This is a genomic window from Lentzea sp. NPDC036949 (genome assembly GCF_055608075.1).
Genome location: NZ_JBVJRA010000014.1, coordinates 25,908 through 41,204, shown reverse-complemented (window position 1 = coordinate 41,204; position 15,297 = coordinate 25,908). Strand labels below are relative to the sequence as shown.

General features: G+C 70.8%; 13 protein-coding genes. 3 read left to right on the top strand and 10 right to left on the bottom strand.

Annotated elements, in window-relative coordinates; genetic code table 11:
• Positions 1-56: 56 nt before the first annotated feature.
• On the bottom strand, positions 57-365 hold the full coding sequence (locus ACZ7CD_RS32100; protein ID WP_470380356.1) for a hypothetical protein: 309 nt from the start codon (positions 363-365) through the stop codon (positions 57-59).
• Positions 366-453: 88 nt separating this feature from the next.
• Complete coding sequence (locus ACZ7CD_RS32095; protein ID WP_360388783.1) at positions 454-741, bottom strand: DUF732 domain-containing protein; 288 nt, start codon at positions 739-741, stop codon at positions 454-456.
• 127 nt (positions 742-868) lie between these two features.
• On the opposite strand from ACZ7CD_RS32095, the gene ACZ7CD_RS32090 reads away from it, so the two are divergent.
• Positions 869-1,522 (top strand): response regulator, encoded by a 654-nt coding sequence (locus ACZ7CD_RS32090; RefSeq protein WP_470380355.1) that lies wholly within the window; start codon positions 869-871, stop codon positions 1,520-1,522.
• Here the strand turns inward: ACZ7CD_RS32090 and ACZ7CD_RS32085 are convergent.
• Together ACZ7CD_RS32085 and ACZ7CD_RS32080 are read right to left on the bottom strand one after the other, a co-directional pair.
• A complete protein-coding gene (locus ACZ7CD_RS32085; protein WP_470380354.1) occupies positions 1,500-2,642 on the bottom strand; it encodes a hypothetical protein in 1,143 nt (380 codons plus the stop codon). The genes ACZ7CD_RS32090 and ACZ7CD_RS32085 overlap by 23 nt on opposite strands.
• Positions 2,635-3,642, bottom strand: a complete 1,008-nt coding sequence (locus tag ACZ7CD_RS32080; protein ID WP_360388775.1) for a sensor histidine kinase — start codon at positions 3,640-3,642, stop codon at positions 2,635-2,637. Before ACZ7CD_RS32080 ends, ACZ7CD_RS32085 begins: the two co-directional genes overlap by 8 nt.
• Before the next feature lie 430 nt (positions 3,643-4,072).
• Here ACZ7CD_RS32080 and ACZ7CD_RS32075 point away from each other — a divergent pair, with 430 nt between their 5' ends.
• Together ACZ7CD_RS32075 and ACZ7CD_RS32070 are read left to right on the top strand one after the other, a co-directional pair.
• Positions 4,073-4,345 (top strand): hypothetical protein, encoded by a 273-nt coding sequence (locus tag ACZ7CD_RS32075; RefSeq protein WP_470373800.1) that lies wholly within the window; start codon positions 4,073-4,075, stop codon positions 4,343-4,345.
• Between the two features lie 355 nt (positions 4,346-4,700).
• Positions 4,701-6,377 carry a tetratricopeptide repeat protein gene (locus ACZ7CD_RS32070; RefSeq protein WP_470380353.1) on the top strand — a complete coding sequence of 559 codons (1,677 nt, stop codon included), beginning with the start codon at positions 4,701-4,703 and terminating at the stop codon, positions 6,375-6,377.
• Between the two features lie 88 nt (positions 6,378-6,465).
• On the opposite strand, the gene ACZ7CD_RS32065 is transcribed toward ACZ7CD_RS32070, so the two are convergent.
• The 6 genes from ACZ7CD_RS32065 to ACZ7CD_RS32040 form a co-directional block, all read right to left on the bottom strand.
• A complete protein-coding gene (locus ACZ7CD_RS32065) occupies positions 6,466-7,935 on the bottom strand; it encodes a DUF4185 domain-containing protein (protein WP_360388767.1) in 1,470 nt (489 codons plus the stop codon).
• A gap of 127 nt (positions 7,936-8,062) precedes the next feature.
• Entirely contained in the window at positions 8,063-9,163 is a 1,101-nt protein-coding gene (menC, locus tag ACZ7CD_RS32060) for an o-succinylbenzoate synthase (protein WP_360388764.1), read from the bottom strand.
• Positions 9,160-9,969, bottom strand: a complete 810-nt coding sequence (locus ACZ7CD_RS32055; protein WP_470370582.1) for a GNAT family N-acetyltransferase — start codon at positions 9,967-9,969, stop codon at positions 9,160-9,162. The genes menC and ACZ7CD_RS32055 overlap by 4 nt, the downstream gene beginning before the upstream one ends.
• Positions 9,966-11,027, bottom strand: a complete 1,062-nt coding sequence (locus ACZ7CD_RS32050; RefSeq protein ID WP_360388759.1) for a M20 family metallopeptidase — start codon at positions 11,025-11,027, stop codon at positions 9,966-9,968. Before ACZ7CD_RS32050 ends, ACZ7CD_RS32055 begins: the two co-directional genes overlap by 4 nt.
• A 1-nt stretch (position 11,028) precedes the next feature.
• Complete coding sequence (locus ACZ7CD_RS32045) at positions 11,029-14,247, bottom strand: serine hydrolase (RefSeq protein WP_360388756.1); 3,219 nt, start codon at positions 14,245-14,247, stop codon at positions 11,029-11,031.
• A gap of 16 nt (positions 14,248-14,263) precedes the next feature.
• Positions 14,264-15,292: a dipeptidase gene (locus tag ACZ7CD_RS32040; RefSeq protein ID WP_360388753.1), complete on the bottom strand. Its 1,029-nt coding sequence runs from the start codon at positions 15,290-15,292 to the stop codon at positions 14,264-14,266.
• Between the last annotated feature and the right edge of the window lie 5 nt (positions 15,293-15,297).

Here is a 15,297-nt window from a genome sequence, read left to right as displayed (position 1 = left end):
GCCGCCCACTGCCACATCTCGTCGGGCCTTGTTCAGGTGGCGCGAGCAGCAGCGCGTCAGTAAACGCAGTACCAGCTGTAAGGGTCGCTGTAGTTGCGGTAGGTGCTGTAGGCGTTCGGGTTGCCGTACTGCGTGCGGCACTGTCGCGTCACGTCGATCTGCCCGTCCGCCACCGGGACGACGCCCGTCACGCACCTCCAGCCGAGCACGTTCCAGGTCCTGATCTTCGCCACCCGGCCCTGCCCGGGGTACTGGTTGTCGCACGCCGCCTGCATGCTCACCGAGCCGGTCGCCGCAGACGCCGGTGATGTCGACACGACGGCGCCCGTGATGCTGATCAACGCGCCTGCCGCTATTGCTGCCACTCGTCGTGCTTGCATGGTGAATTCCTCCTTGGGATGGAGCCGGAATCGACTCGCGATTTCGTGCGTGAACTTGTCCGGTGCGTGAGCTTCACCGGCTGCCGTACTCCGGGCAGAACGCGGCCACCGAGACGTTCAGGAATGCTCGTTTTGCGTTGATGTTGTTGCCGAAGTCGCCGTACATGGCCATGAGGTCGCCGGCCCCGTATCCCTGGTCGAGCTTGGCGCAGAGGGACTTGGCCAGCGTTTCGGCCTCGGTCATGTCGTGGGGTGCGATGCCCTTGTGCGCGAGCAAGTCGTGGAACTTCGACGTCGCGTTGTTCGTAGGACTGCAGGCCGCGGTGAGCACAAGCGTCACGACGGCCAATGTCGTCTTCATCGTGCGCCTCCTTCGTCGTTCCCCCATGGTGTGGAAGGCGTTGTGGGTGACGCGTGGGTCGTTCACCCGACACGTTCGGCTCGGCTGGTCCGACACAGTGGGTGGTGGCTCGAGGGAGGAGGGCGTTGTGGACGGCAGGCGCATGCGGGTGGTCGTGCTGGACGACCACCCCGCGGTGGTGGCGGGTGTGACGGTGTGGTGCGAAGCCGCTGATCCGCCGATCGACGTCGTGGACGCGGGTGACCACCTGTCGCTGGTGTGGACCGGGCGCGGCGCCGAAGCCGATGTGGTGGTGTTCGACCTGCAATTGGGCGGCAAGCCGCCCGCGTTCGCCGAGCTGGAGGCGCTGGTGAAGGCCGGACGCCGCGTGGTCGTCTACTCGCAGCACTTGGCGTCGGCCACGGTGATGCGTTGCCTGGACCTCGGCGCCTTGGCCTACGTGACGAAGGCCGAGGGGCCGGAGCACCTCGTTCCCGCTCTCCGAGCCGCGGTGGAGGGCGTCCACTACCTCTCGCCGTCGCTGAGCGGCGCTGTGTGCGCGGTGCCGGACGGTCGAGCGCGGCTCACGCCGAGGGAGGTCGAGGTGCTCACCGCCTGGTTCGAATGCGCCTCCAAGGACCTCGTCGCGGCCAGGCTGCACATCACGCGCAAGACGGTGGAGACCTACATCGAACGGGTCCGGGCCAAGTACGCCGAGTTGGGGCGTCCCGCGACGACCAAGCAGACGCTGGTGAAGCGGGCGCTGGAGGACGGGCTGGTCAGCTTCGACGACCTGCCGTGACGATCCTGTGCTCCGCGCGCACCCAGCACAGTTCCGCAGTCGCCAGGTGCGTCACGACGACCTGTGTGTCGTCGCTGGTCTCCTGTGGTGTGACGGGAGGGCAGTCGCCCACGGCGCTGACCGACACGGCGTCCGGAGTCCCGAGCACCACCAGGCGGAGGGTGGAGCGTGCCGTGGTGACGACGACGAGTGGTGCCTCGGTCAACAGGTGGCGCACCGAACGTGGCAACGGGGGAATCGGTCCGTTGACCTCCAGGTGGACCTCGATGCCCCGTCGTTGCGCCACGTCGATGCACGCGTCCAGTTCGTGCAACAACGGGTTTTCGGCGTCGTCGGCCTCCGCGAACAGCCGCCGCATCCGGGCCGCCTCGATCCCGCATCGTCGTCGCACGTCGGGATCGGCGGGATCGAGGGCGCGGCTCAGCAGCCCTTCGAGCAGGGGCAGCGCCGACGTGGACAGCTCCGCGCACCTGACCTTCCTCGCCTCGTGGAGGCCGACGGCCACGCGATGAGCGGTTGTCGTCTCCTCGAGTGCCCTGCGGGCAGCGCCGGCGGCCGCGGCGAGGCGGACCAGGGCTGCGGCCGTCGCGCCGACGCAGAGCTGGAACGCCAGGATTGCCGTGAGCGCCACCAAGCCGCCGAAAAGCCTGTCCTCGTCGGCGTGAGCCACGGTGACCAGGCTCGCGGCGCTGATGCCCAGCTCCACCAGCAGGACCGGGAGCAGTGTGGACAGGGGGTGGCCGAACAGCACGCACAGCGTGACCCACCCGACCACTCCGGTGCTCCAGTCGGCCTGTTCGAGCACCTGGCTCGGGGCGAGGGTGGCGGTGGCGGCGATGTGTGTGAGGACGAGGGTGGCGGCGACCGGCCAGCCGGCCTTGGCCCACGAGCGCCCCCGTCGCACCAGCAGCCATTCGACGACGAGGAGGAGGAACACGTACAGGTAGGCGGCGATCTGGACAGCGGGGACGGCGAAGTCCCGCAGGGCGGGGAACAGCGACGGCGCGTTGAGCAGCAGCAGGACGGCGCTGGCGATCACCGCGGTCGACAGCCGCAGCTTGCGGAGGAACTCGTCTTGGACCTCGTGTGCTGCGAAGGCGGGCGAGGGCAGGTCAACCATGGCCGTGAACCAACCGCACGATCGACCCGTGGCCGGGGTGTGAGATGACCGATGCCTGGCCGCCCGCCTCCCGCATCCGGCCGATGATCGAGCTCGTGATGCCCCGGCGCGACGCCGGGACCGTCGCCGGGTCGAAACCACGCCCGTGATCGATCACCTCCACGGTCACCGCTGTTCCGCGCTTGTGCGCCAGCACCGTGGCGGAAGCAGCTCCGGAGTGCCGGGACACGTTCGTCAACGCCTCGCGGACGCAGTGGGCGAACGTCGCTCCCAACGCCGCGGGCACTGCCAGGCCCGGGGCGATGTGGAACTCGACGTGCAGCCTGGACGCCGATCCGGCGCGGCACAGGACGTCGTCCAGTTCCACGACGCCGCCCGCGTGCGGAGGGTGTTCATCGATGGCGTCGATGTCGACGCGCAGTTGGGGTCTCAGCCACTCGTCGTGCCGGCCGACCTGGCCGAGTGCGACCATCAGCAAGGTGGTGGCGGCCGTGTCGTGGAGCAGCGCGGCTGCCCGGCGCTCGTCGGCACGGACGGCCTGGGCGATCGCCGACTCCGTTCGCTCCCGCTCTGCCAGGGCTGCGGCGTGGTCGGCCTGGGCGGCGCTGCGGTTCACGAGCGACCAGAGCAGTCGTGACAACGCGGCCTCGACACAGATCCAGCCGGCGAGGGGAAGCGTGGCGGTGACGGCCGCGGGGCCGAGGACTGCGGCTCCGATGACGTGCGTCGCCGACAAACCCGCTGCGACCACCATTCCGGCGACGGGGCGTGAGGTCCACTGGATCGCGACCGCGACGAACGAGGCGAACACCAGCGCCCAGCTGTGACCGTTCGTCAACGCCTCCACCGGCACCGTCCACCGCTGTGTCAGGCAGGCCAGTGCCGCCAGCAGGACTTCGAGGGCCGGTGGCCACCACGCCCACGGCCATCGGAGCAGGACCGCGTTCAGCAGCACGACGCCCGCGACGGCGACCAGCAGCACCAGGGGGACAGGCGCCACAGGCATCCCGAACCCGGCGACGACGAGGATGAAGGCCGCTTTCCCGAGCACGGCGTACCGGGCCCCGAGGCGCGAAAGTCTTCGCTGGAACTCGCCGTCAAGCATCCCGACCGCCCATCAACGTCGTTGTTGATTTCGACAACGAGGCGGGCGTGTTACTCCTGGAACAGCACTACCCCCTGAACGGGTGACATTCGAGCAGGGCGATGTCAGGCGTCGCCGTCGCCCGTGCAACAAGTTCCCGCAGTCGTGGCTGTCGGGTGAACGACCGACGCGTTGCCCAAGGCGCCCTGCCCAGACTGAGGTGGTGGAAGCGGAGGTCACATCGGCCACCACCAGGTGATCGCCGGGCTCCCGAGATCGTCTCGGTTCACACAGGGGCCAGCCATCTCCGTCGGCCGGCTTCTGCACGGATGTCGTGGAGGGCGTCATGCACTGGAGCGCGTACGAGGTCTTCTCGGTTCTGAGCGGGGTCACGGTGCTGATCCTCGCGCTGGTGGCTCGTGGAATGAATGGCAGGAGTCGGGCTCTGGCTGTTTTCAGCGGCCTCTTCTGCATCGTCCTCGGATTCTACGTAGCGGCTCAAACGAGCGGAACCTACTACTTCCCGAGGCGCATTTTCTTCATCCCGTTCGTCGCTGTGGGCTGCACGATTTATGAGGTCGTCAAGCGCAAGCGTGGAACAGGCGCGCGGCGATACTGAAACAGGTGGGGAAAGCATTCAGGATCTTCGCGTGCTCGTGATGATCAACTGCATGAATGCTTTGAAAATTCTGGTCTGGCAACAGGTGGGTCCGGTGAGCGGGCGGTGTCCACCGACGAGCAAGTGCCGCGGTCGAGTGACCGAGGTGGACGTGGTGCCGGACCTTGCCCCTGTCACGCTCTGCCAGGGAGAAGTCCTCGGTGAAGTCCACCCGCGAGGCGGTCCGAACCTCGTGAGGAGGTGCCGCCGATCCACGTCCCGCCGCTCTCCGTGCTGGTTGGATGTGCGAGTGGTCTGGCTTCCCGTAGACGCGATCTGGTGCACCATCGGCACGGTCTGGTTCACCGAAGATGACGTGTTCGCACGTGCGGACATCGACCGCTACGAGTTGGGCCAGGAACTCTGCGAGCAGGTCGGCCCGTTCCAGGTGCTGGCGGGTCAGGTGGTCGCTGTCGTGTGTGACCGTCAGGTGCGGTTGACCGGCGCCGATGGCCGGTTGACCGGCGAGTGTTCCTGCCCGGCGGGGCTCGGCGGTGTCTTCTGCGAGCACTGCGTGGCCGTCGCGGTGCTGGCTGTCGACGTCGTACGTCCACTGGACGCCAAGGCGCTGCTCACCGCGGTGGACTCGGTCGGCAGGACACGTCCGGACGCCACGTACCCGGACCGCTGGGCCGATGACGCCGAGAAGCTCCTGCTCACCTTGGAGGAGGCGACCATCGGCCACCCGGCGGTCACCAGGCCGCTGTACCAACGGCTGGTGCGGCGCTTGGCGCGCAACGGGTCGAACCTCGGCTCCCACGAGGCGTACTCCCTGTGGTCGGACGCGGTGGAGCAGGCGACCACGGGTCTCGTCCAGGCGTGCGTGCGCGAACCGGCGGACCCCGACGAGCTGGCCGTCTGGGCTTTCGACCTGCAGGCGGAGGAACCCGCGCACTTCCTCGACGTCGCCGATCTGGTGGAGGCGCTCGGTCCGCGCGGGCTGGCCACCTACCGGCGGCGGTTGGACCAGGCGCACCGGAACCTGGCCCCTGAGGACCCCTACGACCACCACTCGGTGCACCAGCACGGTGTGATCGCCTACATCCGCGAACAGTTCCTGCTGGCGTTCGAACCGGATGTCGAGGTCCTGAACGCTTTCTACGCCGAGAACCCACGCCCCGGCAGTGCCGTGTCGATCGCCAAGGCGTTGCGTTCCGCCGGCCGGGTCGACGAAGCCCTCGCCTGGCTTGAAGACGTGCCACGGAGGAGCCACGAAGGCGACGACGAACTCGCGCGGCTGTACGAGCTGCGCGGCCGGTACCGGGACGCGGCCAGGGTCCGCTGGGACATCTTCGAGCGCTTGCCCCATTCGGGTCACTACCGCGCGCTGCTGGCCGTCGCCGAACCGCTGGACGCCGTGGAGTACGCGACGGACCGCGTCATCTCCTGCCTGGAAGGCCTGCGGCGAAGGGACGAGAACGCCGACGACCTGCTCGCCGAGCTGTACGGGACGCGCGGCCGGTACCGGGACGCGGCCAGGATTCGCTGGAACATCTTCGAACGCGTGCCCCACGGCCACTTCGACCGGAACCGGGAACGAGCGTACCGGTCGCTGCTGGCTGCCGCCGAACCGCTGAACGCGGTGGAGTACGCCAAGAACCGCGCCTTCGCGCATCTGCGCGAACAGGTGGCGCGGTCCGGAGCTGACGCCGCCACGTCACTGGTCCACCTGCTCTTCGTCGCCGGCGACGAAGAGCAGGCGTGGCGAGTGGCGCGGGAACACGACCTCGACGACCGTCAGCTCGCGCACATCGCACGTGCGCTCGCACACCGGCATCCGGCCGCCGCGATCCCGGTCCTGGTGCGGGCGGCCGAGCTCACGATCGACCGTCGCACGGACAAGGCCAGGTACGCGCGGGCCGGTGAGGTGCTGGCCGAGATCGAGGTGCTGCACCACCGGGCCGGGTTGGACTTCGCTGACTGCCTGGACCAGTTCACCGCCGCGCACCACCAGCCGGCGCTGCTGGCTGCCTTGGCCGAGGCCGGCCTGTGAAGGCGACCTGCCGCCACGCTCGACATGACGGCCAGCACCGGCACCGGACAGGGGTGAACCGGATGTCGCCCATGGTCGGCCCGGTGTTCTAGTCGGTCGGCGCCATCGCCCCCGCTCGGTGGCGTGCCGCCGACACCCCGGTGTTGGCGCTCGCCGCAGACCTGGTCACCGCCGCGATGTCGGCCCTGCTCACGCGGTCGTCGGTGTTGTCACCGAGTACCGCGATCTGCTCGGCCAGCGGCAGCTCCTGCCACTGCGGCGACACCGGCCCGACGTGCCCGGGAAGGGCGGGCTCGTCCTTCGTCACCGCCAGCGTGTCACCGACCGAGCCACGCGCCGCGACGGTGCCGTACATGTTGCCGGTCCACTGGCGGACGCCGTAGTACTCCGATCCGACCCATTGCGACAACAGGATGTGGGAGTTCGCCAGCGTCGAGTACGGATGCACGATCGGCGCGTAGATGTTCTGGGCCTGCGCGTAGGTCACCTGGGTCTTCGGGGCGGTCCACAGGCCTGTCGGGTACGTCGCCGTCTGGGTGACCGCGCCGCGGCCGCCGTTGAGGAACGACAACACGACCCGACCCTCGATGACCTGTGCCGACAACTCGCCGATGGCCTCGGTGCGACTCGGCGCGTTGATGATCGGCGTGATCGGCCCGTACTGGCGCCAGTCCCAGCGACCGGAGCCGTCGACGCCCCAGAAGCGGTACTGGCTGTAGTTCCACATCTTGTCCCACGGCACCCGCATGAGGTGGATGCCACCGCCGTTCCACCGGCCCTCGTTGGTCCCGTAGATGTAGACGAAGTTCTCACCCGGCCACATGATCATGGTGTTGTTCTGGAACAGGCTCATGTCGCCGCTGTTCCAGTAGTCCATGTTCTCCCGGTTGGTCTCCAGGTTCCACGTGGTGGTCCAGTTCTCCGCGTGGGTGTCGGTGGACGTCCACAGCCGGGAGTACCAGGTGCGCCAGCTGCCACCGGCGCTCGGGATGCCACCCTGCTCCGGGATCGCCCAGTCCCGCACGCCGAACGTGCTCATGATGTAGCGGCCGTCGGGCAGGTGGATCAGGTCGTTGGGGATCTCGGTGACGACCTGCCCCGGCGTGTTCCTGGCGTAGTTGGGGTCGTTGTGCCGATAGAGGATCAACTGCTTGGCCTGTGAGCCACCGATGGCGTTGTCCCAGCGGATGCCGTTCTGCAGGTCGGTGTTCGACTGGCGCAGCCCGACGGGCGAACGCCAGCCGGTGACGTTGACCGGCACCGGCTGGTCAAAGGTGTCGCCGAAGATCGAGATGCAGTAACCGTGGTTGGTCCGTGCCGTGAACCCGAGGTCGGTGCCCCGGAAGCCGAACCGGGCCGTCTCGTTGCCCGTGAGGTCCTTGAGGTAGCCGGCCCGCGGGGTGCCGGCTGCGCCGGCCGTCCCGGCGCCGAGCCCGCCGAGCCCGCCGCCGAGCAGTGCGCCGGCGGCCCCCTTCAGGAACGTCGCACGGCTGAAGCCGCGGCCCGTCCGTGTTGTCGGATCGGTGCCATCGCCGCTGGTGTGGTCGTCGCGTCGCATTCCGCTCCTTCAGGAGTTCGCGCTGTGTGACCACGACGCTACCTACTGTTCCGGAAAACCGGAATGACCAGAGCTCACCGGTTCCGGAACGTCGGTCCCGGAACCGGAGAGCAGGTCAGCGCGGCGCTCACGCCAGAGGAACCCACTCGGTCTTCACCGTCACCTCGTCGAGCACCTCCTGGAGCGGCTCGACCCCGAGCCCCGGCCCGGTGGGCACTCGCAGGTGCCCGTCCCGCAGCACGAACGGCTCGGTGACGTCCAGCGCGTAGTACCGGTCCGACGCCGAGGTGTCACCGGGCAGCGTGCACCCCGGCAACGCCGCGAGCGCCACGTTCGCCGCCCGCCCGATGCCGGTCTCCAGCATCCCGCCGCACCACACCGCGATGCCGTGCGCCGCGCACACGTCGTGGATGCGCCGCGCCTCCAGGTACCCGCCGACCCGGCCCGGCTTGATGTTCACGACCTGGCACGCGCCCAGCGTGATCGCGTCGGCGGCCGACCGGGCGGAGGTGATCGACTCGTCCAGGCAGATCGGGGTCCGCACCACCTTGGCGAGCTCGGCGTGGGCGAGGATCTCCTCCTCGTCCAGCGGTTGCTCGATCAGCAGCAGCTCGAACGGGTCGAGCTTCGCGAGGTGGCGGGCGTCGGCCAGGGTGTAGGCGGTGTTCGCGTCGACCTGCAGCAGCACGTCGCCGAACCGCTCCCGCACCGCGCGCACCGGCTCGACGTCCCAGCCCGGCTCGATCTTCAGCTTGATCCGGACGTACCCCTGTTCGACGTACCCGGTGACGGCGTCGAGCAGCTCGGGGATCGAGTTCATGATCCCCACCGACACGCCGCACGGCACGGACTCGCGCGTCGCCCCCAGCTCGCGGGCGAACGACCGGCCGGCCGCGCGCAGCTCGGCGTCCAGCACGGCCATCTCCAGCGCGCCCTTGGCCATCCGGTGGCCGCGGAACTTCGCGAGCCGCGGCCCGACGGACACGGCGTCGACCTCACCGGTCAGCGCCGGCACCAGGAACCGCCGCAGCACGTCCGCGCAGCCCTCGGTGTACTCGGGCGAGTAGACCGGGTCCACCATCGCCACGCACTCGCCCCAGCCCTCGCCCACGTCGGTGACGGCGCGCAGCAGCATCAGCGTGCGCACGGTCTGCGTGCCGAACGACGTGCGGAACGGGCTCTTCAACGGCATCTCGACCCAGCGGAGCTCGACCCCGGACAGCCTCATGACGACTCGTTCCTCTCGACGACGTACCACCCGGCCCGGTCGAACCCGGTGACGCAGGCACCTCCCGCGAGCAGCCCGCCGAGGACCTCCCGCACGGCGTGCCGCCACTGCCGCGCCGCGGCCGGGTTCGCCACCCGCAGCGCCTCGACGTCCGGCGGCACCGCGACCAGCACGGTGGAACCGCCGGTGGTGCCGGGCACCGGCAGGCCGTCGGCGGAGATGCCCAGCCCGACCACGCCCCTGGCCTCCACGACCCGCGGCGTGCCCGCGCACACCGCGGCGACCTCCGGTGACGTCACCCGCCAGTGCACCAGCAGCCGGTCGCTCTCCACGCCGCCGTTGATGCTGTCGCGCATGTCGCCGTAGAAGTCCGGCAGGTACTCGGCCGCGTCGGCGCCGAGCTTGCCCAGGTTGAAGTAGGCGTTGCGGCGCACCAGCGGGTCGAACGTCCAGGTGACGGCGGTCAGCCCGCGGGCCAGCGCCCACGCCCGCTGGTCGAGCTTGAGCGCGTAGCCGACGTTGCGGCCGCGCATCCGGGCCGAGACACCGGCGATGTGGCTGTGCAGCGTGCCGGCCGCCGGTGGCGAGCAGAAACCGATGCACGCGCCGACGAGCTCGTCGCCGTCGAACGCGCCCGCCACGTAGCTGCCCGCCTTGGCCATCGCCCGCAGCAGCTCGGCGGTGACCGGGGGAGTGTTCCCGCTCGACCGCCAGATCTCGGCGTAGAGCCGTTCGGTGGCGACGAGCTCGGACTGCTCGGTGAGCTGGCGGACCACGACGTCCTGGGCCAGCAGCGGTTCGGTCATGTGGTCAGCTCCCTCACCAGTGCCGAGAGCAACGCGGTGCGCGGCGCCAGCTCGGACACCAGCACGTGCTCGTTCTCGGCGTGTGCGCCACCGCCGACGGCGCCGAGCCCGTCGAGCGTCGGCACGCCTGCGCCCGCGGTGAAGTTGCCGTCGGAGGCACCGCCGACCGCGGCCCGGGTCAGCGGTCCGCCCAGCCGGGACGCGAGCGCGAACAGCTCGGCGGACATCGCGGCCTCCAGCGGCGCGCGGTTCGGGCCGCCGGTCACCTCGACCTCCGCCCCGTCGAGCACCGGTTCCAGCGCCCGCATCGCCTCGTCCACGCGCAGCTGCTCGTCGAGGTCGCGCACGCGCACGTCCACCATGAAGCTGCCGTGCGCGGCAACGGTGTTCGTGGTCGTCCCCGCCGACAGCACGGTCGGCGTCACGGTCGTACCCGAGTCTACATCGGACAGTGCGGCCACGGCGAGGATCTGGTGGGCCGCCTCGATCGTCGCGCTGACACCGCGCTCGGGTTCGAGCCCGGCGTGCGCGGCGCGGCCGTGCAGCACCACCTCGTACATCGACGTGCCCTTGCGCTCGGTCTTGAGCGCGCCGCCGTCCGCCGACCCCTCGGTGACGAGCACGGCCCGGTGCTCGCGCGCCTCGGTCTCGATGAGGCCGCGGGAGGACGGCGAGCCGATCTCCTCGTCGCCGGTGATGAGCACCGTGACGCCGTCGGGGGAGTCGAGCGCGGCCACGGCGTGGAAGATCATCACCACGCCGGTCTTCATGTCGAAGCAGCCGGGACCGCGCAGCACCCCGTCCCGCACCGAGAACGGGATGCGGTCGAGCGTGCCGATGGGCCACACCGTGTCGTGGTGGCCCAGCAGCAGCACCTTGCGCGGACCACCGCCCAGCCGCCACCGCAGGTGGGTGCGGCCGTCGAGCACGATCCGGTCGGGGGCGCTGCCGAGCAGGGCCGTGCCCACCTCGGCGGTGACGTCCGCGCTGCGGGCGACGGCGGCGAGGTCGGTGGACGGGGACTCGCAGTTGATGAGGCGTTCGATGTCTTTGAGCACGTCAGGACACCTTAGGCGTGGCGCGGACGCCCATGTGCAGGTACTGCTCGCCGGTGGGCAGCGTGTAGAACACGACCGAGGTCCAGCTGTCCTGCTCGGAGTCCCGGCACACGAACAGCTCGTCGGTGATCGGCACGAGGTCGACCTCCGGCGGGTCCGGCACGAGCCCCGCCAGCGATCCGGTGACCGTCATCGCCAGCCGCAGGCCCTTCTCGCCCTCGGACACCTCCAGGCGCGCCGAGGCCCGTTCGTACCGGCCGACGTACCGCGCGGTGTCCACCTCGACCGGGTCGCCGGGCTCCAGCGGGCGCGGCATCGCGACACCGGCCAGCTCGGCGAAGATCTCCCGGTACAGCTCCAGGTAGAGCTCGCGGGCCTTGCCGCCGTTGGTGAGCAGCGTGACGGCGAGGCCCTGCTCGGGCAGCAGGCGCAGGAACGCCGACTGGCCGATGGTGTTGCCGTCGTGGCCGATGAGCCGGTGACCGTCCCAGCCGAACCGGATCCAGCCCAGGCCCCACGAGTCGCCGAGCGCGTTCGGGTCGGGCACGTCGGTCTGCTTCTCGGTCATCGCCGCCGCGGTGGCCTCCGCCAGCACGGACCCGCCGCCGGTGAGGTGCATCTTCGCGAACTCCAGCACGTCCGCGGTCGTCGAGAAGATCGTCCCGGCGGGGCCGAGCGAGCGCGGCAGCTGCCACACCGGGGCCGGCTTCGCCTCGCCGTCGGCGTCGATGTGGCCGACGGCGGCGCGGTGCATCAGCGCCTCCTCCGGCAGCGTGCCGGTGCGGTCCAGGCCGAGCGGGCCGAAGAGCTTCTCCCGCATGGCCGCGTCCCACGTCTGCCCGGTGAGCTTCTCGACCACCCGGCCGGCGAGGGAGAACCCGCTGTTGCAGTAGGAGAACGTGGCGCCGAGCGGGTGGTTCTGGCCCGCCTCCACCAGCTGCTCGACGTAGCGCCGCAGGCAGTCGTCGCCGCGGCCGGTGTCGGTGAACACGTCGCCGTCGATGCCGCTGGTGTGCGTGAGCAGGTGCCGCATGGTCACCTTCTGCGCGACCACCGGGTCGGCCAGCTTCAGCTCGGGCAGCACGTCGGCGATCGGCGTGTCGAGGTCGAGCAGGCCCTCGTCGACCAGCCGCATCACCACGGTCGCCGTCCACACCTTGCCGATCGAGCCGATCTGGAACACCGAGTCCTGGGTGACCTCCACCCCGGTGGCCGTGTTCAGCACGCCGTGGCAGGCCTCGGCGACGTCGTCGCCGCGCAGGATGCCGAGCGCCGCACCGGGCACGCCGTGCTTCTTCGCGAGCACGGACAGCCTGCGCTGCCAGTGCGCCGCGTCCAGGGCCCGGCCCTCACCGGTGTGCTCGCGCACCCAGTCGACCACGCGCCGGTTGAAGTCCTCGCGGTGCGAGGGCGTGCCGTTGAGGATGAACAGGTGCGAGGCACCGGGGTAGAGCACCAGCCGGGCCGGGACGTCGTTCTGGCGCAACGCGGTGAACCACTGCTCGGCCTGCCCGGCCGGGCACCGGTCGTCGCTCGCGCCCTGGTAGATCAACGTCGGCGTGCGGACGTCGTCGACGCGGGTCAGCGGGGACAGCTCGGCGAGGTGGTCGCCCGCACCGCCCAGCTCCAGCGCGGTGAGCGCGTGACCGGCGTCGGACGTGCCCGCCATGCTCGTCAGGTCGCTGACCACGCCACCGGCGACCGCGGCGGCGAAGCGGTGGTCGCGGCTGGTCAGGTAGCAGGTCATGTAGCCGCCGTAGCTGTAGCCGGTGACGGCGAGCCGGGCCGGGTCGGCGGTGCCGTCGGCGACCAGCTGGTCGAGCGGCTCCAGGAAGTCGCGCGCGTCGGCCTTGCCCCACGCGCCGAGCGCCGCCTGGTAGAACGCCTCGCCGTAGCCGTCGCTGCCGCGCGGGTTGAGCAGCAGCACCGTCCACCCGCGCCGGGCCAGCACCTGGTGGTACAGGTGCACCGGGTCCGCGGAGCCGTTCCACGCGTTGTGCGGGCCGCCGTGGATGTCCAGCAGCAGCGGGGAGGGGCCGGTGCGCTCCGGGTCGCGGACGAGCCAGCCGTGCACGACGGTGCCGTCGGAGATCGTGAACTCGCGCTCCCGCGGCACGAACCGGTCGGCGCCGCTGTCGTGCCCGGTGCGGACGGTCACCTCGCCGGTGGTCAGGTCGACCGTGGCGATCTCGCCGTAGGAGGTGCCGCTGCTCAGCACGACCGCCGCGGTGGTGCCGCTGACCGACAGCCCGGACACGACCCGGGAGTCACCGCCGACGAGCAGTCTGGGCGCGTCGTCACCGTCGACCGCGTACAGCTGCGTGCAGCCGCGGTCGCGGGCGCAGAACACCACACCGGTCGGCGTGAGCGCGGGCTGACCGCCGGGGTAGCCGGCCATGCCCGGCATGACGTTGCGGTCCAGCGGCGCGGCGAGGTCGCGCGGCTCGCCGCCGTCCAGCGGCAGCTCCAGCAGGCCGAGGTGGCCGGTGTCGGTGGTGGTGCGGCCGGTGACGAGCAACGCCGACCCGTCGCGCGACCACGTGATCGTCGCGGCCTGGCCGTCGGCGAGCCCGACGAGCCTCGGCTCACCACCGGCGGCGCTCACGACGTGCACCGGCGCGCGGAAGGTCAGGTCGGCGTCGCGGTCCGTGGCCGCCGCGAAGGCGAGCCGCGTGCCGTCCGGTGACCACGCGGGCGGGCCTGCGTGCCAGTCGCCGCTGGTGAGCTGCCTGACCTCGCGGCCGGCGAGCGTGAGCACGTGCAGGTGGCTGCGGACCGTGCGCAGGAACCCGGCCCCGTCGGCCTTGTAGTCGAGCCGGTCGGCCACGACGGGTGCCTTCGCGTCGCCCTCGTCGACCGGTGCGCTGAACGCGACCGCCGTGCCGTCCGGGCTCCACACCGGTGCCCCCGCACCGAGCGGCAGGGTCGTGAGCTGCTCGGGCTCGCCGCCGTTCGCGGGCAGCAGCCACAGCTGGGCGGGACCGTCCTGGGCGCGCAGGAACGCGATGCGCGCGCCGTCGGGTGAGAACGCCGGTGCGACGTCGGCCTCGCCCCTGGTGAGCCGGCTCGGCTCGCCGTCCGCTACGCGCCACAGCGACCGCAGGTCGCGGTCCCGCTCGCGGTCGGTGGTGCGCAGGACGTACACGACCTCGCTGCCGTCGGGGGAGATCGCGGGCTGCTCGGGCAGCGCGAAACCGTACAGGTCCTCGATGGTGGTCACGGTGCAGATCCCCTCGTCAGTGGTTCGGCTTGCCGAGCTCGGCGCGGAACAGGTCGAGCACGTTCGCGCCGAGCACCAGCGCGATGTCGTCGTCGGGCCACCCGCGCTCCTGCAGCGCCTCGGTGACCAGCGGCAGCCCCGCCGGCCCTTCGAGCCCGGGGAGGAACCGGTCGGTCGGCACGCCCTCGATGAACTGCGCCTCGCAGCACGGGGGAGTGACGTCCTCCAGGACCTCCTTCACGAAGTCCGGTCCCAGGCCCACGTGCCGGATGCCCATCACGCCCGCGATGTGCTCGATGTGGTCGACCAGCCGCTCGATGCGGAAGTCGGTCTCGTGCAGGAACGGCGCGAAGAAGTTCACGCACACCACGCCGCCGTTCGCCGCGATGGCCCTGAGCTGGTCGTCGGTCAGGTTGCGGTGGTGGTCGCGCAACGCCCGTGCCGACGAGTGCGTGGCGATCACCGGCCGGGTGGCGAGCTCCAGCACGTGCTCGACACCGGCCACGCCCAGGTGGCTGACGTCGAACATCATCCCGAGCCGTTCCATCTCGGCCACCGCCGCGACGCCCGCCCTGGTCAGCCTGCCGCCGGTGGCGTCCTCACCGCTGCCGTCGGCCAGCGCGGTGCGGCCGAAGTGCGCGAGCGACGCGATCCGCACGCCGAGCCGGAACAACGTCTCCAGCAGCTCGACGTCCTCACCGACACCCGGTGCGCTCTCGAGTGCGAGCACGAGCGCGATGCGGTCGTCCGCGAGAGCGGCGTCGACGGTGGTGCCGTCGTGGCAGAGCGCGACGGCGTCCGGGTTCGCCTCGGCGATGCGGTGTGCGGCCTCGATCATCCGCAACGTCTGACGCAGCGCCCCCTCCGGCCGGAACACGTCGTCCACGAACACCGGCAGCACCTGCAGGTTCACCCCGCCCGCCCGCAGCTGCGGCAGCCAGCGCTCGCGGAAGTGCGGCACCCAGCGCTCGACGGGCCGGTGCGCGATCGCGTCGAGCAGGTCGTTGTGCGTGTCGGCGACGACGCAGCGGTCGTGCAGGTCCATCAGTA